This window comes from Streptomyces sp. HUAS MS02, from assembly GCF_055702265.1.
On sequence record NZ_CM146747.1, the window covers coordinates 3945823 to 3967332 of the forward strand.

At 70.5% G+C, this 21510-nt stretch carries 19 protein-coding genes; 5 read left to right on the forward strand and 14 right to left on the reverse strand.

The annotated features are described in order from the left end of the window. Position 1: 1 nt before the first annotated feature. Positions 2 to 763, forward strand: coding sequence for a DUF4232 domain-containing protein (locus ACZ9QC_RS16900; RefSeq protein WP_472920873.1), 762 nt, complete (start codon positions 2 to 4; stop codon positions 761 to 763). 68 nt (positions 764 to 831) lie between these two features. Here ACZ9QC_RS16900 and hemB read toward each other — a convergent pair whose 3' ends face one another. Together hemB and ACZ9QC_RS16910 are read right to left on the reverse strand one after the other, a co-directional pair. Beyond that, complete coding sequence (gene hemB / locus ACZ9QC_RS16905) at positions 832 to 1824, reverse strand: porphobilinogen synthase (protein WP_472920874.1); 993 nt, start codon at positions 1822 to 1824, stop codon at positions 832 to 834. Positions 1825 to 1833: 9 nt separating this feature from the next. Beyond that, positions 1834 to 2079: a hypothetical protein gene (locus ACZ9QC_RS16910; RefSeq protein ID WP_472920875.1), complete on the reverse strand. Its 246-nt coding sequence runs from the start codon at positions 2077 to 2079 to the stop codon at positions 1834 to 1836. 157 nt (positions 2080 to 2236) lie between these two features. Between ACZ9QC_RS16910 and ACZ9QC_RS16915 the strand changes: the two genes are divergently transcribed. Then, positions 2237 to 4837 (forward strand): valine--tRNA ligase, encoded by a 2601-nt coding sequence (locus tag ACZ9QC_RS16915; RefSeq protein ID WP_472920876.1) that lies wholly within the window; start codon positions 2237 to 2239, stop codon positions 4835 to 4837. A 328-nt stretch (positions 4838 to 5165) separates the two neighbouring features. Here ACZ9QC_RS16915 and ACZ9QC_RS16920 read toward each other — a convergent pair whose 3' ends face one another. From ACZ9QC_RS16920 to ACZ9QC_RS16940, 5 genes are all read right to left on the reverse strand, one after another. Further along, positions 5166 to 6917 carry a bifunctional uroporphyrinogen-III C-methyltransferase/uroporphyrinogen-III synthase gene (locus ACZ9QC_RS16920; RefSeq protein ID WP_472920877.1) on the reverse strand — a complete coding sequence of 584 codons (1752 nt, stop codon included), beginning with the start codon at positions 6915 to 6917 and terminating at the stop codon, positions 5166 to 5168. Then, positions 6914 to 7885, reverse strand: coding sequence for a hydroxymethylbilane synthase (gene hemC / locus ACZ9QC_RS16925; RefSeq protein ID WP_472920878.1), 972 nt, complete (start codon positions 7883 to 7885; stop codon positions 6914 to 6916). The genes ACZ9QC_RS16920 and hemC overlap by 4 nt, the downstream gene beginning before the upstream one ends. Continuing rightward, positions 7882 to 9642 (reverse strand): glutamyl-tRNA reductase, encoded by a 1761-nt coding sequence (locus ACZ9QC_RS16930; protein WP_472920879.1) that lies wholly within the window; start codon positions 9640 to 9642, stop codon positions 7882 to 7884. Before ACZ9QC_RS16930 ends, hemC begins: the two co-directional genes overlap by 4 nt. After that, on the reverse strand, positions 9639 to 10394 hold the full coding sequence (locus tag ACZ9QC_RS16935; protein ID WP_215448367.1) for a redox-sensing transcriptional repressor Rex: 756 nt from the start codon (positions 10392 to 10394) through the stop codon (positions 9639 to 9641). The genes ACZ9QC_RS16930 and ACZ9QC_RS16935 overlap by 4 nt, the downstream gene beginning before the upstream one ends. Before the next feature lie 323 nt (positions 10395 to 10717). Next, positions 10718 to 10999 (reverse strand): glutaredoxin family protein, encoded by a 282-nt coding sequence (locus ACZ9QC_RS16940; protein ID WP_467291788.1) that lies wholly within the window; start codon positions 10997 to 10999, stop codon positions 10718 to 10720. A 197-nt stretch (positions 11000 to 11196) separates the two neighbouring features. Between ACZ9QC_RS16940 and ACZ9QC_RS16945 the strand changes: the two genes are divergently transcribed. The 3 genes from ACZ9QC_RS16945 (at position 11197) to ACZ9QC_RS16955 (ending at position 14877) form a co-directional block, all read left to right on the forward strand. Beyond that, complete coding sequence (locus ACZ9QC_RS16945) at positions 11197 to 12132, forward strand: HAD family hydrolase (RefSeq protein WP_472920880.1); 936 nt, start codon at positions 11197 to 11199, stop codon at positions 12130 to 12132. A 392-nt stretch (positions 12133 to 12524) separates the two neighbouring features. After that, positions 12525 to 13352, forward strand: a complete 828-nt coding sequence (locus ACZ9QC_RS16950; RefSeq protein WP_472920881.1) for an ECF subfamily RNA polymerase sigma factor, BldN family — start codon at positions 12525 to 12527, stop codon at positions 13350 to 13352. Positions 13353 to 13638: 286 nt separating this feature from the next. Next, positions 13639 to 14877 carry a DUF5667 domain-containing protein gene (locus ACZ9QC_RS16955; protein ID WP_472920882.1) on the forward strand — a complete coding sequence of 413 codons (1239 nt, stop codon included), beginning with the start codon at positions 13639 to 13641 and terminating at the stop codon, positions 14875 to 14877. 92 nt (positions 14878 to 14969) lie between these two features. Here ACZ9QC_RS16955 and ACZ9QC_RS16960 read toward each other — a convergent pair whose 3' ends face one another. The 7 genes from ACZ9QC_RS16960 to ACZ9QC_RS16990 form a co-directional block, all read right to left on the reverse strand. Further along, the gene (locus ACZ9QC_RS16960; RefSeq protein WP_472920883.1) at positions 14970 to 16049 is read right to left on the reverse strand and encodes a lysophospholipid acyltransferase family protein; all 1080 of its coding nucleotides are present in this window, start codon (positions 16047 to 16049) and stop codon (positions 14970 to 14972) included. 14 nt (positions 16050 to 16063) lie between these two features. Continuing rightward, positions 16064 to 17131: an NAD-dependent epimerase/dehydratase family protein gene (locus ACZ9QC_RS16965; RefSeq protein WP_472920884.1), complete on the reverse strand. Its 1068-nt coding sequence runs from the start codon at positions 17129 to 17131 to the stop codon at positions 16064 to 16066. 308 nt (positions 17132 to 17439) lie between these two features. Beyond that, positions 17440 to 17538: a 30S ribosomal protein bS22 gene (locus ACZ9QC_RS16970; protein WP_003948845.1), complete on the reverse strand. Its 99-nt coding sequence runs from the start codon at positions 17536 to 17538 to the stop codon at positions 17440 to 17442. A gap of 166 nt (positions 17539 to 17704) precedes the next feature. Beyond that, a complete protein-coding gene (locus ACZ9QC_RS16975; RefSeq protein ID WP_007443703.1) occupies positions 17705 to 17917 on the reverse strand; it encodes a helix-turn-helix domain-containing protein in 213 nt (70 codons plus the stop codon). A 129-nt stretch (positions 17918 to 18046) separates the two neighbouring features. Next, positions 18047 to 18862 (reverse strand): phosphatase, encoded by an 816-nt coding sequence (locus tag ACZ9QC_RS16980; protein ID WP_472921716.1) that lies wholly within the window; start codon positions 18860 to 18862, stop codon positions 18047 to 18049. A 247-nt stretch (positions 18863 to 19109) separates the two neighbouring features. Beyond that, positions 19110 to 20285 carry an acetoin utilization protein AcuC gene (locus tag ACZ9QC_RS16985; protein ID WP_472920885.1) on the reverse strand — a complete coding sequence of 392 codons (1176 nt, stop codon included), beginning with the start codon at positions 20283 to 20285 and terminating at the stop codon, positions 19110 to 19112. Continuing rightward, a complete protein-coding gene (locus tag ACZ9QC_RS16990; RefSeq protein ID WP_472920886.1) occupies positions 20236 to 21474 on the reverse strand; it encodes an MFS transporter in 1239 nt (412 codons plus the stop codon). Before ACZ9QC_RS16990 ends, ACZ9QC_RS16985 begins: the two co-directional genes overlap by 50 nt. Positions 21475 to 21510: the final 36 nt, after the last annotated feature.

Below are 21510 nucleotides of genomic sequence, written 5' to 3' on the forward strand. Positions count from 1 at the left end.
CATGCGCACGCTTCGCACCGCTCGCTCCGCCCGTACCGCCCGCCCCGCCCGTCTGCTCGCCGTGACGGGAGCGGCACTCGCCGCCCTCGCTCTCACCGCGTGCGACAGCGGCATGGGCACGAAGGACGAGGGGGCGGCGGGCGGTTCCACGTCCGCCCAGAGCACGGGCGGCACCGGCACGACCGGCGGCTCGACCACCGGAGGTTCCACGAGCACGGGCGGCTCGACCACCGGGGGCTCCACGGGCACGAGCGGCGGCGGCTCGGCCACCGGAGGTTCCACGGCCGACAAGGCCTCCTCGAAGGGCGGGACCTCGGACCCCTCCGATCCCGAGAACCGCGTCACCTGCAACGGCTCCAACACCACCGTCACCGCTCAGCCGGTCTCACGCCCGCTCAACCACATGCTGATCACCGTCAAGAACACCGGTTCGAAGTACTGCGACCTCTTCTTCAACCCGACGGTCCGGTTCGGCGAGGCCCAGTCGGCGCCGCGCGTGATCGAGGAGTCGCAGCCGCAGGCCGTGGTGACCCTGGCCCCCGGCGAGTCCGGCTACGCCGGTGTCCTCCTCTCCGCCGCCGACGGCAGCGGCGGCAAGGGCACGACGGAGAAGAAGGTCGTGATCTACTTCCAGGGCTCCGAGGCCGGCAGCGACGCCGGTTCCCCCGCGTCCCCCGCGCTCCCGGCCAAGGGCGTCTACATCGACAACTCCGTGGCCGTCACGTACTGGCAGTCGACCATGGAGGACGCCCTGCAGTACTGAGCCGAGCGGGTACCGGGGCCAGGACCCGAGGTCAAGGCCCTACGACCGGGGCCACGGCCCTACCGGTATCAGCGCAGCATGCGAGCGGCCTCGACGGCCCAGTACGTCAGGATGTTCTGCGCACCGGCCCGCTTGATCCCGGTCAGCGTCTCCAGGATGGCCCGGTCCCGGTCGATCCAGCCCTTCTCGGCGGCGGCCTCGACCATCGAGTACTCCCCGGAGATCTGGTAGGCGACGACCGGCACGTCGCTGGTGTCCGCGACCCGGGCGAGGATGTCGAGGTAGGGCCCGGCCGGCTTGACCATCACCAGGTCGGCGCCCTCCTCCAGGTCGAGAGCGAGCTCGCGCAGCGACTCACGGGCGTTGGCGGGGTCCTGCTGGTAGGTCTTCCGGTCCCCCCGCAGCGAGGAGCCGACGGCCTCCCGGAAGGGGCCGTAGAAGGCGGACGCGTACTTGGCGGTGTAGGCGAGGATCGCGACGTCCTCACGCCCGATCTGGTCGAGGGCGTCCCTGACGACCCCGATCTGGCCGTCCATCATCCCGCTGGGCCCGACCACATGAGCGCCGGCGTCGGCCTGCACCTGGGCCATCTCGGCATACCGCTCCAGGGTCGCGTCGTTGTCGACGCGGCCCTGGTCGTCGAGGACTCCGCAGTGCCCGTGGTCGGTGGTCTCGTCGAGACACAGATCGGACATGACGAGCAGCTCGTCCCCGACCTCGGCCCGTACGTCCCGCAGCGCGACCTGCAGAATCCCGTCGGGATCGGTCCCGGGGGTGCCGAGCGCGTCCTTCTTCGCGTCCTCCGGCACGCCGAAGAGCATGATCCCGGAGACCCCGGCCTCCACGGCCTCCACGGCGGCCTTCTTCAGACTGTCCCGCGTGTGCTGCACGACCCCCGGCATGGCCGCGATCGGCACCGGCTCACTGACCCCCTCCCGCACGAACGCGGGCAGGATGAAGTCGGCCGGGTGCAGCCGGGTCTCCGCGACCATCCGTCGCATCACAGGCGTCGTACGAAGCCGGCGGGGCCGCGTACCGGGAAACGATCCGTACTTCGACATACACCTACGCTACGCCCGGCCCGAGGGCCCCTTTGCCAACACCTCGTCGGCGGCCGCGCACCCGCCCTGAGCCCCCTGAACTCCACGCCCTGGGTCGCGGGAGCCCCCTTCTTCTTCCCGGACGACCCGCAGCACGGGCTCCGTCAGCGCGAACTCACCGAGATCGAACGCGGCGTCCCGCCAGTGCGCGGCCAGATTCTCCTCGGTGGTCAGGCCCTCGCACTGGGATTGCAGTCCCGGCGGGGGCCGTCGCATGTCTGCGGTTGTCTCCTGTCTCCACCGAGCCTGCCCGCACACCCCACCGGGTCCCGTGTATCCGGGCTCCGGCCCGTCCCTTCTTCCCTGACCATGCCGGAGCGTGCGCGCAAAAGTCAGGCGAGGCGACGAGTGCCCCAGCCCTAGAGTGGCCGTCGTGACCGACAACACTCAGCGCCCCGACAGCGGGCCGAACCGCGCCCCCGAACTGCCGACCCAGTACGCGCCGGCCGAGGTGGAGGGGACGCTGTACGAGCGCTGGGTAGAGCGCGGTTACTTCGAGGCTGACGCGAAGAGCGACAAGCCCGCGTACACCATCGTCATCCCGCCGCCGAACGTCACCGGCTCCCTCCACCTGGGCCATGCCTTCGAGCACACGCTGATCGACGCCCTCACCCGCCGTAAGCGCATGCAGGGCTACGAGACGCTGTGGCAGCCCGGCATGGACCACGCCGGTATCGCGACGCAGAACGTCGTCGAGCGGGAGCTCGCCAAGGAAGGCAAGTCCCGTCACGACCTGGGCCGCGAGGCGTTCGTCGAGCGGGTCTGGCAGTGGAAGGCCGAGTCCGGCGGTCAGATCGCCGGGCAGATGCGGCGTCTGGGCAACGGCGTCGCGTGGAGCCGTGACCGCTTCACCATGGACGAGGGGCTGTCCCGTGCCGTCCAGACGGTCTTCAAGAAGATGTTCGACGACGGCCTCATCTACCGCGCCGAGCGCATCATCAACTGGTGTCCACGCTGCCTGACGGCGATCTCGGACATCGAGGTCGACTACCAGGACGACGACGGCGAGCTCGTCTCCATCAAGTACGGCGAGGGGGACGACACGGTCGTCGTCGCCACGACGCGCGCGGAGACCATGCTCGGTGACACCGCTGTCGCCGTTCACCCCGACGACGAGCGCTACAAGCACCTCGTCGGCCGGCGCATCGCGCTGCCGCTGACGGGCCGCACGATCCCCGTCGTCGCCGACACGCACGTCGACCCGGAGTTCGGCACCGGTGCCGTCAAGGTCACGCCCGCCCACGACCCCAACGACTTCGCCATCGGCCGGCGGCACGGCCTGGAGTCGCTGACCGTCATGGACGAGCGCGGCGTCATCACGGTCCACGGGCCTTTCGAGGGGCTCGACCGCTTCGAGGCGCGTTCCGCGATCGTCGCCGCGCTGCGCGCCGACGGCCGGATCGTCGCGGAGAAGCGGCCGTACGTCCACTCGGTGGGCCACTGCTCGCGCTGCAGGACGACCCTGGAGCCGCGGCTGTCCCTGCAGTGGTGGGTGAAGGTCGAGACGCTCGCGAAGGCCGCGGGGGACGCGATCCGCGACGGCCGGGTGGACATCCACCCCGCCGACCTGTCGCAGCGGTACTTCGACTGGGTCGACAACCTCAACGACTGGTGCATCTCACGGCAGTTGTGGTGGGGCCACCGCATCCCCGTCTGGCACGGCCCGAACGGCGAGACCGTGTGCGTCGGACCCGACGAGCAGCCGCCGACCGGCGAGGGCTGGGAGCAGGACACCGACGTCCTCGACACCTGGTTCTCGTCCGGCCTGTGGCCCTTCTCCACGCTGGGCTGGCCCGAGAAGACCGCGGACCTGGCCAAGTTCTATCCGAACTCGGCCATGGTCACCGGCTACGACCTGATGTTCTTCTGGGTCGCCCGGATGATGATGTTCGGCCCGTACGCGATGGACGGCGAGATCCCCTTCCGCACCATCGCGTTCCACGGCATGGTCCGTGACGAGCACGGCAAGAAGCTGTCGAAGACGTTCGGCAACACGGTCGATCCGCTGGACTGGATGGACAAGTACGGCTCCGACGCTCTGCGGTTCACGCTCGCGCGGGGCGCCAACCCCGGCACCGACGTGCCGATCGGCGAGGACTGGGTCCAGGCTTCCCGGAACTTCGCCAACAAGATCTGGAACGCGACCCGGTTCGCGCTGATGAACGGCGCCACGATCGAGGGTGACCTGCCCCCGGCCGAGCGGCTGTCGGCCACGGACCGCTGGATCCTGTCCCGGCTGAACACCGCCGTGGCCGAGGCGGACGCGTACTACGACGATTACCAGTTCGCGAAGCTCGCCGACGCCCTGTACCACTTCGCGTGGGACGAGGTCTTCGACTGGTACGTCGAGCTGTCCAAGACGACGTTCATGGCCGGCGGTGACGCGGCCAAGGTCTCGGCCCGCGTCCTGGGCGAGGTCCTGGACGTGACGCTGAAACTGCTCCACCCGATCGTTCCGTTCGTGACGGAGACGCTGTGGACCACGCTCACCGGCCGTGAGTCCGTCGTGATCGCCGACTGGCCGGCGGACAGCGGGTTCCGCGATGCCGCGGCCGAGGCGGAGATCGAGAGCCTCCAGCAGGTGATCACCGAGGTTCGTCGCTTCCGCTCGGACCAGGGCCTGCAACCAGGTCAGAAGGTCCCGGCGCGCCTGGAGCTGTCCGGTACGCAGCTCGCCGCCCACGAGGCCGCCATCCGTCAGCTGCTCCGGCTTCAGCCGGAGGGCGACGGCTTCAGCGCCACGGCGACTCTTCCGGTCGCCGGTGCCACGGTCGCGCTCGACCTGTCCGGCACGATCGACGTCGCGGCCGAACGTAAGAGGCTGGCCAAGGACCTTGCCGCGGCGGAGAAGGAGAAGGCCCAGGCGGAGGCTCCGGACAACGTGGTCGAGAAGATCCGTACCCGTCTCGCGAAGGCTGACGGGGACGTCGTCCGGCTGCAGAACCAGATCGACAACCTGCCGCCCGCCCCATAGCCGGACCAGCGAGGAAGCCCCGGACGTATCGTCCGGGGCTTCCTTCATGCGACAGCGCGAGGCTACGGAACTCCCAAGCCCTCGAAGGACTCGACAGAGAGAACTACCGCTGGCCGGCGACCGTCAGGGCCTGTTCAGCCGCGAGCCATTGCGCCACAGCGACCTCTCGGCGCACGTATGGCAGCCGGTCCGCGTGACGGCCCACGCGGGAGACGCCCCGCCCGTCATCGATACGGAAGACCGCATGGTCACCGAGCCGCAGCAACAGGGCGCCCACAAGGCGAAGGCGGCAGCCGCAAGCAGCCACCGCCCCCTCTCCCACTTCACCTCACGTCGTCGTCCGCCGCCGCCGCGCCCCCGGCCGCCGCTCGCTCGGCCGTGTCACCGGATCCCCGGCCTCGACGGCGGCAGCCCGCCGCCGCACACCGAAGTCGGCCAGCGCCTCAGCCAGCTTGTGCACGGACGGCTCCGGGGCCATCACGTCCACCCGCAGCCCGTGCTCCTCGGCCGTCTTGGCCGTCGCGGGCCCGATACAGGCGATCACCGTCACGTTGTGCGGCTTCCCCGCGATGCCCACCAGGTTCCGCACGGTGGAGGACGAGGTGAACAGCACGGCGTCGAAACCGCCGCCCTTGATGGCCTCACGGGTCTCCGCCGGCGGCGGCGACGCGCGCACGGTCCGGTACGCCGTGACGTCGTCGACCTCCCACCCGAGCTCGATCAGCCCGGCGACCAGCGTCTCCGTGGCGATGTCGGCCCGGGGCAGGAACACCCGGTCGATCGGGTCGAAGACCGGGTCGTACGGCGGCCAGTCCTCCAGCAGCCCGGCCGCGCTCTGCTCACCGCTCGGCACCAGGTCCGGCTTCACCCCGAACGCGATCAGCGCCTTGGCGGTCTGCTCGCCGACCGCCGCGACCTTGATCCCGGCGAAGGCACGGGCGTCGAGCCCGTACTCCTCGAACTTCTCCCGCACCGCCTTGACGGCGTTGACCGAGGTGAACGCGATCCACTCGTAGCGGCCGGTGACGAGGCCCTTCACGGCCCGTTCCATCTGCTGCGGCGTACGCGGCGGTTCGACCGCGATCGTCGGCACCTCGTGCGGTACGGCCCCGTACGAGCGCAGTTGGTCGGAGAGCGAGGCGGCCTGCTCCTTCGTGCGCGGCACGAGGACCCGCCACCCGAAGAGCGGCTTGTTCTCGAACCACGACAGCTGGTCGCGCTGGGCCGCTGCGGAACGCTCGCCGACCACGGCTATCACCGGCCGCCCGCCCTCCGGCGAGGGCAGCACCTTGGCCTGCTTCAGCGTCTGCGCGATTCCGCCGAGCGTCGCGCTCCAGGTCCGCTGCCGCGTCGTCGTACCCGCGACGGTCACGGTCATGGGAGTGTCCGGCTTGCGGCCGGCGGCGACCAGTTCACCCGCCGCCGCGGCCACGGTCTCCAGCGTCGCCGAGACCACGACCGTCCCGTCGGACGCGCCGACCTCCGCCCAGCAGCGGTCGGACGCCGTGCGCGCGTCGACGAACCGAACGTCCGCGCCCTGCGCGTCACGCAGCGGCACACCGGCGTACGCGGGCACGCCCACGGCCGCCGCCACGCCCGGGACCACCTCGAACGGCACGCCCGCGGCGGCGCACGCCAGCATCTCCTCGGTGGCGTACGTGTCGAGCCCGGGGTCCCCGGACACCGCACGCACGACCCGCTTGCCGCCCCGCGCGGCCTCCATGACAAGATGTGCCGCATCCCGCACAGCGGGTGCACCAACGGTTGTTGACGCGCCGTCAACAACCGTCAGCTGAGGCGTGCCTGTGCCCGAAAACGTATCCGCTGAAGTAGCCGCGGAAGAGGCAGAGGACGCCGCAGCCAGGGCCGGCGGCGGGCTCGAGTCGGTGTCCAGTAGGGCGACGCCGGCACGGGCGTGCGTACGCACCACGTCGAGCACGTCGTGCTCGGCGATGAGAACGTCCGCGTTCGCCAGCGCTTCGACGGCGCGCAGTGTCAGCAGTCCCGGATCCCCGGGTCCGGCACCGAGGAAGGTGACGTGACCGTGGTCCGGACCGGCGGGAAGGGTGGTGGGGCTCAATGTGCTCGCTCCCCCATCAGACCGGCCGCGCCCTTAGCGAGCATCTCGGCGGCGAGTTCACGGCCGAGCGCCATTGCTTGGTCGTACGTCTCGGGCACGGGACCGGTGGTGGACAGCTGCACCAGCGTCGAGCCGTCGGTCGTGCCGACGACGCCGCGCAGGCGCATCTCCTTGACAATCTGCCCGTCGGCCAGAAGGTCGGCGAACGCACCCACAGGTGCGCTGCAACCGGCCTCCAGGGCGGCGAGCAGGGACCGCTCGGCGGTCACGGCGGCCCGGGTGTGCGGGTCGTCGAGCCCACTGAGCGCGGCGATCAGCGCAGTGTCTTGGGCGGTGTGCCCCGCCCTGCATTCGATCGCCAGTGCCCCCTGGCCGGGGGCGGGCAAAACGGTGTCGACCGAGAGGAAGTCGGTCACTTCATCGCTCCGTCCGATCCGGTTCAGTCCGGCGGCGGCCAGGACCACTGCGTCCAGCTCGCCCTTCCGTACGTATCCGATCCGCGTGTCGACGTTCCCGCGGATCGGCACCGTCTCGATCGTGAGCCCGTGGCTGCGCGCGTACGCGTTCAGCTGGGACATGCGCCGGGGCGAACCGGTGCCGACGCGCGCGCCCTCGGGCAGCTGCTCGAAGGTGAGCCCGTCCCGGGCGACCAGGACGTCGCGGGCGTCCTCGCGCACCGGCACGGCGGCCAGCGCCAGGTCGTCCGGGTGCGTGGTCGGCAGGTCCTTCAGGGAGTGCACGGCGAAGTCGACCTCGCCGCGCAGCAGCGCCTCGCGCAGCGCGGTGACGAACACGCCCGTGCCGCCGATCTGCGCCAGCTGCTCCCGGGAGACGTCGCCGTACGTCGTGATCTCCACGAGTTCGACGGGCCGCCCGGTCAGCCGGCGGACCGCCTCCGCCACCTGCCCGGACTGGGCCATGGCGAGTTTGCTTCGCCTGGTCCCCAGCCTCAGTGCCTGGTCACTCATGATCGCCCTCGGTTCTCGGCGTCGTTCTTGGAACTGCTGCTGTCCTCGGCCCGGGACACGGCCGCGACCGTCTCCTGGTCCAGGTCGAACAGGGTGCGCAGCGCGTCCGCGTACCCGGCGCCGCCCGGCTCGGCCGCGAGCTGCTTGACCCGTACGGTCGGGGCGTGCAGCAGTTTGTCGACGACGCGCCGCACGGTCTGGGTGATCTCGCCGCGGTGCTTGTCGTCGAGGCCCGGCAGCCGGCCCTCCAGGCGGGCGATCTCACCGGCGACGACATCGGCGGCCATGGCGCGCAGCGCGACGACGGTGGGTGTGATGTGCGCGGCCCGCTGAGCGGCGCCGAAGGCGGCCACCTCGTCCGAAACGATCCTCCGCACCATGTCGACGTCGGAGGCCATCGGCGCGTCGGCGGAGACCTCGGCGAGCGACTCGATGTCGACCAGCCGTACGCCGGCGAGCCGGTGCGCGGCGGCGTCGATGTCCCGGGGCATCGCCAGGTCCAGCAGCGCGAGCACGGGCGCAGGCCGGGGCACGTCGACGACGGGCTCGGGCCGGCGCAGCTCGGTGATCCGCCCGGTGACGGCGACGGTCGCGACGAGCGCGGCGATCAGCTCGGCCTCGGCGTCGGGCGTACGCGCGGTCTCACGCTCCGGCGTGCGACGGCTCGCGCGCCGGTCCACGGTGGCGTTGTCGACCCAGGCCGCGTGCTGTTCCAGGGTGGCCGCGTCCATCCCGGCCACCGCGGCCTCCCCGAGCACGGAGAAGCCGCCGCCCTGCACGGCGGGCAGGTCGAGGGGGCAGTCGTCGTCGCTGCCGACGGAGGTCGACGGCAGCACCGGCCGTACGTCGTCGGTGCGCGGCTCGGCCTCGGTGGGGAGTGCGCCCTCGGGCACCCGGCCCTCGACGGCAGCGGCGACCATCTCGGCGGTCAGGACCAGGCCCGTGGCGCCCGTACAGGAGATGGCGACGTCCGCACGTGTCAGCTCGTCCGGCACCGATTCCATCGGGACCGCGCGGGCCAGCACATCCGTCGCGCCCTGCTCCGCCGGGCGTTGTCCGTACTGCTCCTCGAGCAACTGCGCGAGGCGCTCGGCCCGGTCGTACGTCCGGTTGGCGATCACGATCTCGCCGACGCCGGCCCGTGCGAGGGTCGCGGCGGCCAGCGAGGACATCGATCCGGCGCCGATCACGACGGCCCGCTTGCCCCGGGCCCAGCTCGCGACGTCCGTACCGGCGGTGAACTGCTCCAGGCCGAAGGTGACCAGCGACTGTCCGGCCCGGTCGATCCCGGTCTCGGAGTGGGCCCGCTTGCCGACCCGCAGGCTCTGCTGGAACAGGTCGTTCAGCAGCCGCCCGGCGGTGTGCAGCTCCTGGGCGCGGGCCAGCGAGTCCTTGATCTGCCCGAGGATCTGCCCCTCGCCGACGACCATGGAGTCGAGTCCGCAGGCCACGGAGAACAGGTGGTGGACGGCCCGGTCCTCGTAGTGCACGTACAGATAGGGAGTGATCTCGTCGAGACCCACCCCGCTGTGCTGGGCGAGCAGCGTGGACAGCTCGGCGACGCCCGCGTGGAACTTGTCGACGTCGGCGTACATCTCGATGCGGTTGCAGGTGGCGAGGACGGCGGCCTCCGCGGCAGGCTCGGCGGCGACCGTGTCCTGAAGCAACTTGACCTGCGCGTCCAGGGACAGCGCGGCCCGCTCCAGCACGCTCACCGGAGCGCTGCGGTGACTCAGCCCGACGACCAGAAGACTCATGCCGGCATCACGGCGGGGACATCCCCGTCGGGCCCTTTCCCGGACTCCTTGGGAGCCATCGGTACGGCACCGGCCTCGGCGGCGGCCTCCTCGCCGGCCTTGCGCTGCTCGTGGAACGCGAGGATCTGCAGCTCGATCGAGAGGTCCACCTTGCGCACGTCGACACCGTCCGGCACGGACAGGACGGTGGGCGCGAAGTTCAGGATGGAGGTGACCCCGGCGGCGACCAGCCGGTCGCACACCTGCTGCGCGGCGCCGGCGGGGGTGGCGATCACCCCGATGGAGACGCCGTTGTCGTCGATGATCTTTTCCAGCTCGTCCGTGTGCTGGACCGGGATCCCCGCGACGGGCTTGCCCGCCATCGCCGGATCGGCGTCTATCAACGCCGCCACCCGGAACCCGCGCGAGGCGAACCCGCCGTAATTGGCGAGCGCTGCGCCGAGGTTACCGATACCGACGATCACTACCGGCCAGTCCTGGGTCAGCCCCAGCTCACGCGAGATCTGGTAGACGAGATACTCGACGTCGTAGCCCACGCCCCGCGTCCCGTAGGAGCCGAGGTACGAGAAGTCCTTGCGCAGCTTGGCGGAGTTGACCCCCGCCGCGGCCGCCAGTTCCTCGGATGAAACGGTGGGTACCGAGCGCTCCGACAGCGCGGTCAGGGCACGGAGGTACAGCGGAAGCCTGGCGACGGTGGCCTCGGGAATCCCTCGGCTACGGGTCGCCGGTCGGTGAGTTCGGCCAGTTGCCACGGTGCTCCTGCGGGTAGAGCGGGGCTGCGGGCGGTCATGCGTCCCCAGACCGCCCCGTCGACAGCAGGCTATGTCTTTGTGAACGCGTGCACAAAGATGGTGTCCGATTTGCCCGGCCAACGTGACCGGGGTCACGCACACACGACACACGCGCGCGGAACCGGCACACGCGTACCTTCGCTCCTCGGCTGACGCCTTGCACGACGGGGGCAAAACCGCACACTCTCCTCACGAATCCCGCCCCCGAGACCAACCAGCCCATCGATCCTAAGCGACTTTTGGGACCACTTGGACTGGTCGGTCAGGTCACATCTCGGGCACCTCTACGAGAGGGCTTTGCGCAGGCGCTCCTCGTTCACACGCCAGAAGGTGTGCTGCGCGCCGTCCACCAGCACCACGGGGATCTGCTCCCAGTACTGCCGGTGCAACTCCTCGTCCTCGGTGATGTCCTTCTTCTCCCAGGGAACGCCCAGCTCACCGCAGACCTTCCCGATCACCGCCTCCGCGTCGTCGCACAGATGGCACCCCGGTTTGCCGATCAGTGTGACGATTCGCTCACCGGGATTCTTCGGCGTCCGCCGGAACAGGGCACTCATGCCGGCCATTGTCGCTCCGCACGGGATGTCCACACCTCCTCCTCACCACCAAGCGCACGACCTGCCCCTTTCCTCACCGGTTCCGCCGCCTTCCGCACGCGGACACACGAAGAGGACCCCTTCTTTAACGACACGGCCGCGGAGAGTTCACAGCCCGCAAACCTCCAGACTCCGGAAGTACCGAACAGACTGGCTATGCTCACGACATGGCCGCTCTCGGATGGCTCACTCCCCGTAGGCGCTCCGCCACGGCGCGGAGCGTTTTGGCAGGCGAGGCCTCTGCGGAGGCAGCACGCAAGTCCTCCCAGGAGCTGGAGGACATCTCCCCCGCGCCCGACGCCGTCAAGGAACCGGAGTTCCCGGTTCTCGGTGACGACAAGGCCGCCGCGTTCTTCGACCTCGACAACACCGTCATGCAGGGCGCCTCGCTCTTCCACTTCGGCCGGGGCCTGTACAAACGGAAGTTCTTCGAGACCCGCGACCTCGCCCGATTCGCCTGGCAGCAGGCGTGGTTCAGGCTGGCCGGCTCCGAGGACCCCGAGCACATGCAGGACGCCCAGAACTCCGCGCTCTCCATCGTCCAGGGCCACCGCGTCGCCGAACTGACGATCATCGGCGAGGAGATCTACGACGAGTACATGGCCGAGCGCATCTGGCCCGGCACCCGCGCCCTGGCCCAGGCCCACCTCGACGCCGGCCAGAAGGTCTGGCTCGTCACGGCCGCGCCCGTCGAGATCGCCCAGGTCATCGCCCGCCGACTGGGCCTGACCGGCGCGTTGGGCACGGTCGCCGAGTCCCTCGACGGCGTCTACACCGGCAAGCTGGTCGGCGAGCCGCTGCACGGCCCGGCCAAGGCCGAGGCCGTCCGCGCCCTGGCCGCCGCCGAGGGGCTGGACCTCTCGCGCTGCGCCGCGTACAGCGACTCCCACAACGACATCCCGATGCTGTCGCTCGTGGGTCACCCGTACGCCATCAACCCGGACAGCAAACTCCGCAAGCACGCCCGTGACATGGACTGGCGGCTGCGCGACTACCGCACCGCCCGTAAGGCCGCCAAGGTCGGCCTCCCCGCGGCCGCGGGCGTCGGCGCGGTGGCCGGTGGCACGGCGGCCGCGATCGCGCTGCACCGCCGCCGCCGCTGAACGGCTGATCGTTCCTCGAACGCCGGAGGGGCTGGGTCTCCCAGCCCCTCCGGCGTTCGCGCGTCCGGACGCGTCCGCCCCCGTCACCCCGGCATTCGGGCCGTCATACCCCCACCGCGCCCCGCTCAGTCACACCGTCCGCACCCGACCACAACACGCCCCGCACCCAGACGGAAAACGAACCCAATCGATCAACATCCGATCACGCGGCGGTACTTGAGCAGCCGTCAATCGGTAACAGAAGCGACGTAATCGATGATTTGAGCAACTGGGTGTAGCAGTGCCTGCACGAAGCGTTATTCTCCTCAAACGCAAACCGGTACCCCTCCGTCGCTACGACGGGTGAAAGGTTCCGCACTGCACGTGATGGAAGCTCTGCCTCTGGGAGTCCCGTGTACCCACACGTCGGGGTTGACGCCTCGGGCCTGGCTACGCTGCGCGCGACAGTCAACCAACTGTTGCGCGGCTTCGTCCCCACCGCGTACGCCGTCCCCGCCCTCGCCACCTCCGCCGCGCCCGTCGGCCCGTGCTACGCACTGGCCGACGGCGTCGAGCAGGGGCCGGCGCGAAGCGCTGTCGTCGAGGGGCGGCGGTCGGTTGACGGACGGGCGGGCAGACGAGGCCGTTCGGGATCCACCGCCACGACCACCCGCCGTCCCGCCGCGGACAGCGACAGCGCCCGCATGATGGACCTCGTCGAACGCGCCCAGTCCGGCGAGGCCGACGCCTTCGGCCGCCTGTACGACCAGTACAGCGACACCGTCTACCGCTACATCTACTACCGCGTCGGCGGCAAGGCGACCGCCGAGGACCTCACCAGCGAGACCTTCCTGCGCGCCCTGCGCCGCATCGGCACGTTCACCTGGCAGGGCCGCGACTTCGGCGCCTGGCTGGTCACCATCGCCCGCAACCTGGTGGCCGACCACTTCAAGTCCAGCCGTTTCCGGCTGGAGGTCACCACCGGCGAGATGCTCGACGCCAACGAGGTCGAGCGCTCCCCCGAGGACTCCGTCCTGGAGTCCCTCTCCAACGCCGCCCTGCTGGAAGCCGTACGCCGGCTCAACCCGCAGCAGCAGGAGTGCGTCACCCTCCGCTTCCTCCAGGGCCTCTCCGTCGCCGAGACCGCCCGGGTCATGGGCAAGAACGAGGGCGCGATCAAGACCCTCCAGTACCGTGCGGTCCGCACGCTCGCCCGCCTCCTTCCGGACGACGCCCGCTGAGGCCCGCCCACCGGGACCACCACAGCTGAGCCACCGGCTCGCCGAGCGCATCGATCACATACGCTCCGCGACGCTCAACTCACCCTGCGTCGAAGTCGGTTGACTTCCTCGTCCGATCATCCGCCGTCCGTAACCCAAGTGCCGCGCCGCTCGTTGTGCGGGATACAGGCTCCCTGTGGTCGCGCCTGGCCGACACCGATCACTCGATCGTGTGGCACGGTCGGGGACGTGCAACCCTCAGGACCCCCTGGGGAGTCGACCGTCATGACGAGAGGAGGTGCCGCCAGTGATCGCGAACGTATCGGCGCACCGGCGGGCGAACGCCTTCGCCCAGGCCCTGGAGGAGCTGTCCGACCGGGGCACGGCGGCCGAGCAGCCCGAGGGATCGGCACCGGCCCCGGCAGCGGAACAGACCGAGCGGGGCCGCATGGTGGCCCTCACCATCGGTCTCGACGAGCTGCCCAAGCCAGTGCTCGACCCCGAGGTCAAGGTCGTCCATCGCGCCCAGTTGGTGGCCGCGATGGAAGCCATGCTGCGGGACGGCACACTGCCGGGGCGCGAGGCGTCGGACCCTTCGGTGCCCGAGCAGCGATCGGGCCGGGCGCGAGGCGCTCACCGGGCGAGCCCGCTGGGCAAGTTGCGACCAAGGTCCCGCCTGACGAAAGGGCTCGCCGCGGGCGGGCTCAGCGTCGGTGTGGCCGCGAGCGCCTTCGGCGGTGTGGCCGCCGCCAGCTCGGACGCCCTCCCCGGTGACTCGCTCTACGGCCTCAAGCGCGGCATCGAGGACGTGAAACTGACCCTGGCCGACGACAACGACGACCGGGGCCGGCTCTACCTGGACCAGGCGTCCACCCGGCTCGGCGAGGCCCGCCGCCTCATGGAGCGCGGCCGGAGCGGACACCTCGACCACGAGTCGCTCGGCGAGATCCGCCGCGCACTCACCGGGATGCGGCACGACGCCGCCGAGGGCCACCGGCTGCTCCACGAGGCCTTCGAGCGAGATCCGGACTCCCTGGGCCCGATCCAGGCCCTGTCGGCCTTCTCCCGGTCCCACCGCGAGGCCTGGGGCGCGCTCCGCGACCGGCTGCCCGTGCAGCTCGGGGACGTGAGTCGGCAGGTCTCGTCGGTCTTCGACGCCATAGACGACGAGGTCGCCCCGCACTCGTCGCTCCTGCCGCAGCCCCCGGCCCCCGGCGGCGACGGCAGGCAGCGGTCCACGGGCTCCGGTTCCCCCGGCACCACCGACCCGGGCGGCCGCCCGGCCCCGAGCACCACCGGCGGCTCCGTCGGCGGCGACCAGGACACCGGCGGCAAGCCCAAGCCGTCCACGTCGAACTCGGACAGCGGCGGCGAAGGTCTCGTCGGCGGCACCACCGGCGGCCTGCTGGACCCGCCCCAGGACGACACCAGCACCTCCCCGTCCACCGGCAAGTCCACCCCGCCCGAAGACCCCGACGTCACCCTCCCGCCCCTCCTGCCGGGCCTCCTGCCCGGCCTGGGCATCGACGGCGACAACGGCGGATAGACCCGCCCCGTACGACGGTGGGGCGCCCTTCTTCGAGAAGGGCGCCCCACCGTCGTACGTCTGCTGTCGTCCGCCCTCAGCCCCGCGGGGCTTCAGAAGAACACCGACCGCCGCTGCACCAGCAACTTGTACAGCGTGTGCTGGATCTGCTCCCGTACCTGGTCGGTCAGGTTGAACATCAGCATCGGGTCCTCGGCGGCCTCCGGCGGATAGCCGTCCGTCGGAATCGGCTCACCGAACTGGATGGTCCACTTCGTCGGCAGCGGTACGGCGCCCAGCGGCCCGAGCCACGGGAAGGTCGGCGTGATCGGGAAGTACGGGAAGCCGAGCAGCCGGGCGAGCGTCTTCGAGTTGCCGATCATCGGGTAGATCTCCTCCGCGCCCACGATCGAGCACGGGATGATCGGCGTACCGGCACGCAGGGCCGTGGAGACGAAGCCGCCCCGGCCGAACCGCTGCAGCTTGTAGCGGTCCCCGAAGGGCTTGCCGAGCCCCTTGAAGCCCTCCGGCATGACCCCGACCAGCTCACCCTGCTGCAGCAGCCGGGAGGCGTCCTCCGCGCACGCGAGGGTGTGGCCGAGCTTGCGGGCCAGTTCGTTGACCACCGGCAGCATGAAGACCAGGTCCGCCGCGAGCAGCCGCAGATGCCGGCCCGTGGGGTGGTTGTCGTGCACGGCGACCTGCATCATCAGGCCGTCCATCGGCAGCGTCCCCGAGTGGTTGGCGACGATCAGGGCGCCGCCGTCCGTCGGGATGTTCTCGATGCCCTTCACCTCGACCCGGAAGTACTTCTCGTACACCGGCCGCAGCAACGACATCAGCACCTGGTCGGTGAGCTCGGCGTCGTAGCCGAAGTCGTCGACCTCGTAGTCGCCCGTGAGGCGCTTGCGCAGGAACGCGAGTCCTCCGGCGATGCGTCGCTCCAGCCCGCCCGCGTCCTGCGCCTCGGCGGCCTCCTGGGGCGGCTCCGGCTTCTCCCGTGTCACAGGTACATCATCCGTGTCGGCCAGCCGTGCGGGGAGGGCCTGGACCTCGCCGGATTCACGGACGTCCCGGGCGACCGCGCTCTCACCCTTGCGCCGGCTCCCCGTGGTCCGGCGGCGCGGCGGGCGCTGCGCGGCACCCCCGCGCGTGCGGTCGTCGTCGAACGGAATGACCTTGGCATCCGCCATCGTTGATGCGCTCCTCAGTTGGCGCTCTGCGTCGGGGGTTGACCGCCACCCACCGTGGGCACGGGCAGGGCGGCGATCCGGTCGATGGCCCCAGCGAGGGCCTCGGGGGGCAGGAGGCCGGGCCCCCTGCTCCGCGCGAAGTCGGCGAACGTCTCCGCGGTGGTGTACCTGGCCCGGTAGCCGAGGGTCTCGCGCATCTGGTTGGTCGACACGACCCGCCCGTGCGTCAGCAGCCGCAGCTGCTCCGGCGAGAAGTCGGTGACGCCCAGCGTCCGGACCATGGAGCCGACCCAGCTGACCGCCGGCATCAGCAGCGGCACCGTCGGCCGGCCGAGCCGCCGCGCGCACTGCGAGAGCAGCAACACACCGTCGCCCGCGATGTTGAACGTGCCGCTGTTGAGCGTGCCCCGCGCCGGTTCGTGCGAGGCGATCCGCAGCACCTCGATCACATCGTCCTCGTGCACGAACTGCAGCCGGGGGTCGTAGCCCAGCACGGTCGGCAGCACCGGCATCGAGAAGTACGAGGCGAGCGGCGAATCGGCGCTCGGCCCCAGGATGTTCGCGAACCGCAGCACGCACACGGCCACGTCGGGCCGCCGCCGGGCGAATCCGCGGACGTACCCCTCGACCTCGACGGTGTCCTTGGCGAAGCCACCGCTGGGCAGCGACTTGGGCGGGGTGGTCTCGGTGAACACGGCCGGATCGCGGGGCGCGGAACCGTACACGTTCGTGCTGGACTTCACGACCAGCCGTTTGATCAACGGGGATTTCTGACAGGCACCGAGCAACTGCATGGTGCCGATGACGTTGGTCTCCTTGAGCGTGGCGCGACCGCCGCTGCCCAGAGGGGTGCCCGTGACGTCCATGTGCACCACGGTGTCCACGTTGTGCTCGGCCAGCAGACGGGCAACGGCGGGCTGACGGATGTCGGCCTGGACGAAGTCCGCGCCGCCCAGATGGTGTCCCGGCGGCACCGCGTCCACCGCGATGACCCGGTCCACCTGCGGGTCACGCTGGATCCGCCGGACGAACCGGCCTCCCAGCTGACGGGCCACACCGGTGACGAGCACGACCTTCCCCAAGATCAGCGCCTTCCTTCCAGCCGTCGCCTCACACAGGCGTAACTCTGCTCGTACTCTGCCGCGTTCCCCGTGCTCTCCGCGTTCCCCGTGTGCGGCCACGTTAGCGGGTCGATGTTGCTCTGTGGTGACCGCGACCCCGTCAATGACCGGCAAAAACAATGACCGGTGAAACACCGCGACCCCCCACCGGTTCCGGTGGGGGGTCGCGGCAACGCGTTCTTCAACAGCGCTCGCGCAAGAAAGCAAGGCGTACGGCCCCCTTACGCGAGGGGGACCGGCCAGGACCCCGATCGCGGGGCCAGACCGCCTTACTTCTTGTTGCGACGCTGAACGCGGGTGCGCTTGAGCAGCTTGCGGTGCTTCTTCTTAGCCATCCGCTTGCGCCGCTTCTTGATAACAGAGCCCACGACTACCCTCGCTCACTTCTCATCACTCGGTGTTTGGGCGCCATGGGCCCATACGACCTACGAGGGGCCAGCCTACCCGTCCGAGCGCTGAGGTCGTAATCGAGGGGGAACCGGGGAACCCCGGAGGTCCCATGGGGCCTCCGGGAGCCCTCGGCCCCGATGGCCGTCAGGCCGTCTCCACCCCCACATAGCTCTCGCGGAGGTACTCGTGCACCGCTTGCTCCGGCACCCGGAAGGACCTGCCCACCCGGATCGCCGGCAGATGACCGCTGTGCACCAAGCGGTACACGGTCATCTTCGACACGCGCATCACCGCGGCGACTTCCGCCACGGTCAGGAACTGAACCTCGTTCAGAGGCCTCTCGCCAGCTGCAGCCATGACACACCTGAACCTTCCGCACTCGACGGCCACCGGCTTCCCCTTCCGGTGACTCTTCGTCGTTGCGTGCTCACTCCCCAATGTAGGGGCGGGTGATGCGAGTGGGGAAGAGGGGATGCCATCGGCGGCCTACTGTGACAGACACGCCCGATTGAGTACGTAGCGGGTCAGCGGTCGGTAGTAATCAGACCGCACACCGTCATCAAGTGGAACGGCTACGGACACCCGCCCCTCCGCCTCCCCCACGAAGAGCGCCGGATCGTCCGTATCGGCGAGCCCGATCGTCTCGAACCCCAGCTGACCTGCCCCGCAGACCCAACCGTGGTCCCCCACCACGAGTTCCGGGAGCGGCCCGCCGGCCTCCGCGACGGCCGCCAGAACCGTCCGTACCGGCAGCGGTGAATGTGTGTGCACGCCGGTCGCACAACCGGAGCGCAAGGCGGGCGCCTCACGGACGAGAGCGACGCCCCGTACGTAGTCGAGGTTGTACGTGCGTAGACCGAACCGGGTCGTTATGTCGACACGTCTACCCGTCGCAGGGGTGAGAACCTCACATCCCGCCGCCGACAAAGCGTCCGCCAACGCGCCGTAGAAACCGAGCAGCCGATGCGGGTGCCCGGTCCCGAGGAGCACCGGACCACCACTGCGAGCGACCGCCCCGACCCGTTCCGCGAACCGGTCCAGCGCCCCGACCGTCAACTCCGGGTCGATCACATCCTGCCCGGATGTACACCCGGGATCGGCCGAAACCCCGCACCTCTCCGCCATCAAAGCGAGCACATCACGCTGGCACCAGGTCATCTCCGGATCGATCCCGATCAGAAACCGAGGATCACGAGCCGCGAACAACCGATAACTCCGCAGACTCACCTCACGAGCGGTACTCACCCGCCCAGCCAGCCCGGCCCCCACCAGATGCCGCCGCAACGCCCCACCGCTCACCACCCTCAGATGCTGACGCACGGCCCCCGCCCCCACCCCGAAAACCACCGCCCCACCACACAGTTGGCCTAACAGCCCCCAGGGGCGCCGGGAACTGCGCGAACGGAGTCCGAGCCGATGCATCAGGGGCGCGGGGAACTGCGCGAACGAGGTCCGGGGCGGAGCCCCGAATCCCTGACGGGGGGCCGAAGGGGGCGCGCAGCCCCCTGGAGGACGGGACGGGTAGGGGCGGCGGGGGCGAAAAAGCCCCCTACGGCAACAACCCCCGCAACGGAAACACAGCCTTCCGCGCAGCAAGCACCGCCTGATCCAAGCGATCAGCGGGGTCGTACCCCGCATCCCACCCCGCCCACGCCACAGGCCACCGCCCATCAGTCATCCGCGCCGGCGCCAACTGCCGCGTACGAGCGAACACCTGCTGCCGCCACTCCTCGGGAATCACGGTCTCCGGCGCGATCTCCCGCCCCGCCGCGATCGCCACCAGATGCGTCCACGACCGCGGCACCACGTCCACCACCGCGTACCCGCCCCCGCCGAGGGCGACCCACCGGCCGTCGGCGTACTCGTGCGCCAGCTCGTGCAGCGCGACCTGGACGGCCCGCTGCGCGTCCAGCGACACCGCCAGATGCGCCAACGGATCCTCGAAGTGCGTATCGGCCCCGTGCTGGGTCACCAGCACCTGCGGTCGGAAGTCGGCGATCAGCTCGGGCACCACCGCGTGGAACGCCCGCACCCATCCCGCGTCCCCGGTCCCCGCCGGCAGCGCCACGTTCACGGCCGACCCCTCCGCACTCGACGGGGCCCCCGTCTCCTCGGGCCACCCGGTCTGCGGGAACAGGGTCCGGGGATGCTCGTGCAGCGAGATCGTCAGGACCCTCGGGTCCTCCCAGAACGCCGCCTGCACCCCGTCCCCGTGATGCACGTCGACGTCCACATAGGCGACCCGCTCGGCCCCCAGCTCCAGCAGCCGGGCGATGGCGATCGACGCGTCGTTGTAGATACAGAACCCCGAGGCGCCCCCGGGCATCGCATGGTGCAGCCCGCCCGAGAAGTTCACGGCGTGCAGCGCGTCCCCGCGCCACACGGCCTCCGCCGCCCCCACCGACTGCCCCGCGATGAGCGCGGACACCTCGTGCATCCCGGCGAAGGCCGGATCGTCGACGGTCCCCAGTCCGTACGACCCGTCCGCGCCCCCGGGATCGGCGGACGCGGCCCGGACCGCCGCCACGTAGTCCTCGCGGTGCACGAGCCGCAGTGTCGACTCCCCGGCCGGCTTCGCCGAGACGACATCCATCTCCCGGTCGAGACCGAAGGCAGTCACCAGACTCCGGGTCAACGACAGCCGGACCGGATCCATCGGATGGTCCGGACCGAAGTCATAGCCCGTTACTGCCTCGTCCCACATCAGCTGTGCGCGGCCGCTCATGCCCGCCACCGTATCGGTCCGGTTCAGTTTCGAACGACCGGGCGTACACCAGGGTCACCAGCACCAACGCCATGGGGATGAGCATCGCCCCGCGATAGCTCCAGAGGTCCCCCACGGCCCCCACCAACGGAGAACCGATCAAGAACCCGACATAGTTGAAAATGTTCAGTCGTGCGACGGCCGCGTCCGAAGCTCCGGGGAACAGCCGCCCCGCCGCCGCGAACGTCTGCGGCACCAGCACACACAGCCCTAGCCCCAGCAGCGTGAACCCGAGCATGCCGACCCAGGCCCCCGGCGCACCCGCCACCACGGCGAACCCGACCGCCGCCACCAGCGCCCCGGCCCGCACGACGGCCGCGGCCCCGAACCTCCGCACCCCGAAGTCCCCGATGGACCGCCCGATCAACGTGGTGACCATGTAGACGTTGTACGGCACCGTCGCGAGCTGCTCGCTGCTTCCCAGCACGTCCTGCAGATACTTGGCGCTCCAGTTGGAGACGGTCGAGTCGCCGATGTACGCGAAGCACATCACCAGACAGAGCGGCAGCAGCATCTTGAACGCGACGGACCCGCCCGCGCCGCTCGCCCCGCCCGCCTCGGCCTGTGCGGCGTCCTCCTTTACCGCCTCCGGCCCGGCGTCGACGTACCACCGGCTCCCCACCAGCACCGCCGGCAACAGCACGGCCACCACGGGCAGATACGACACCAGCAGCGGAAGATCCCAGTGCGCCCCGACCCACGCCAGCGAAGCCCCGGCTATACCGCCCAGGCTGTACACCGCGTGGAAGCCGAGCATGATGCTCCGCCCGTACGACCGCTGCAGGCTCACTCCGAGCATGTTCATCGACGCGTCGAGTGCTCCGACCGCCAGTCCGAAGGCCGCCATGGCCGCGCCGAGCACGACCATCTGCTCGCCGGCCCCCACCCCGAGCAGGGCCAGGAGCACGACGGGCTGGGACCACCGGAGCACCAGGCTCGGCGGCACCTTCTTCACGAGGTGCTCGGTGCAGACGCTGCCGACGCCGGCGAGGATCGGCACGGCGGCGAGGAAGGCGGGCAACAGCGCGTCGGAGACCCCGTACCGGTCCTGAATGGCCGGAATCCGCGTCACGAGCAGCGCGAAGGCGACACCCTGAGCGAAGAAGCTGAACGCCAACGCGGCCCGACCGCGCCGCAGCAGATCTGTCATGGCGGCACAGTAGGGGCCAGGGCCTACCCGTGGGTA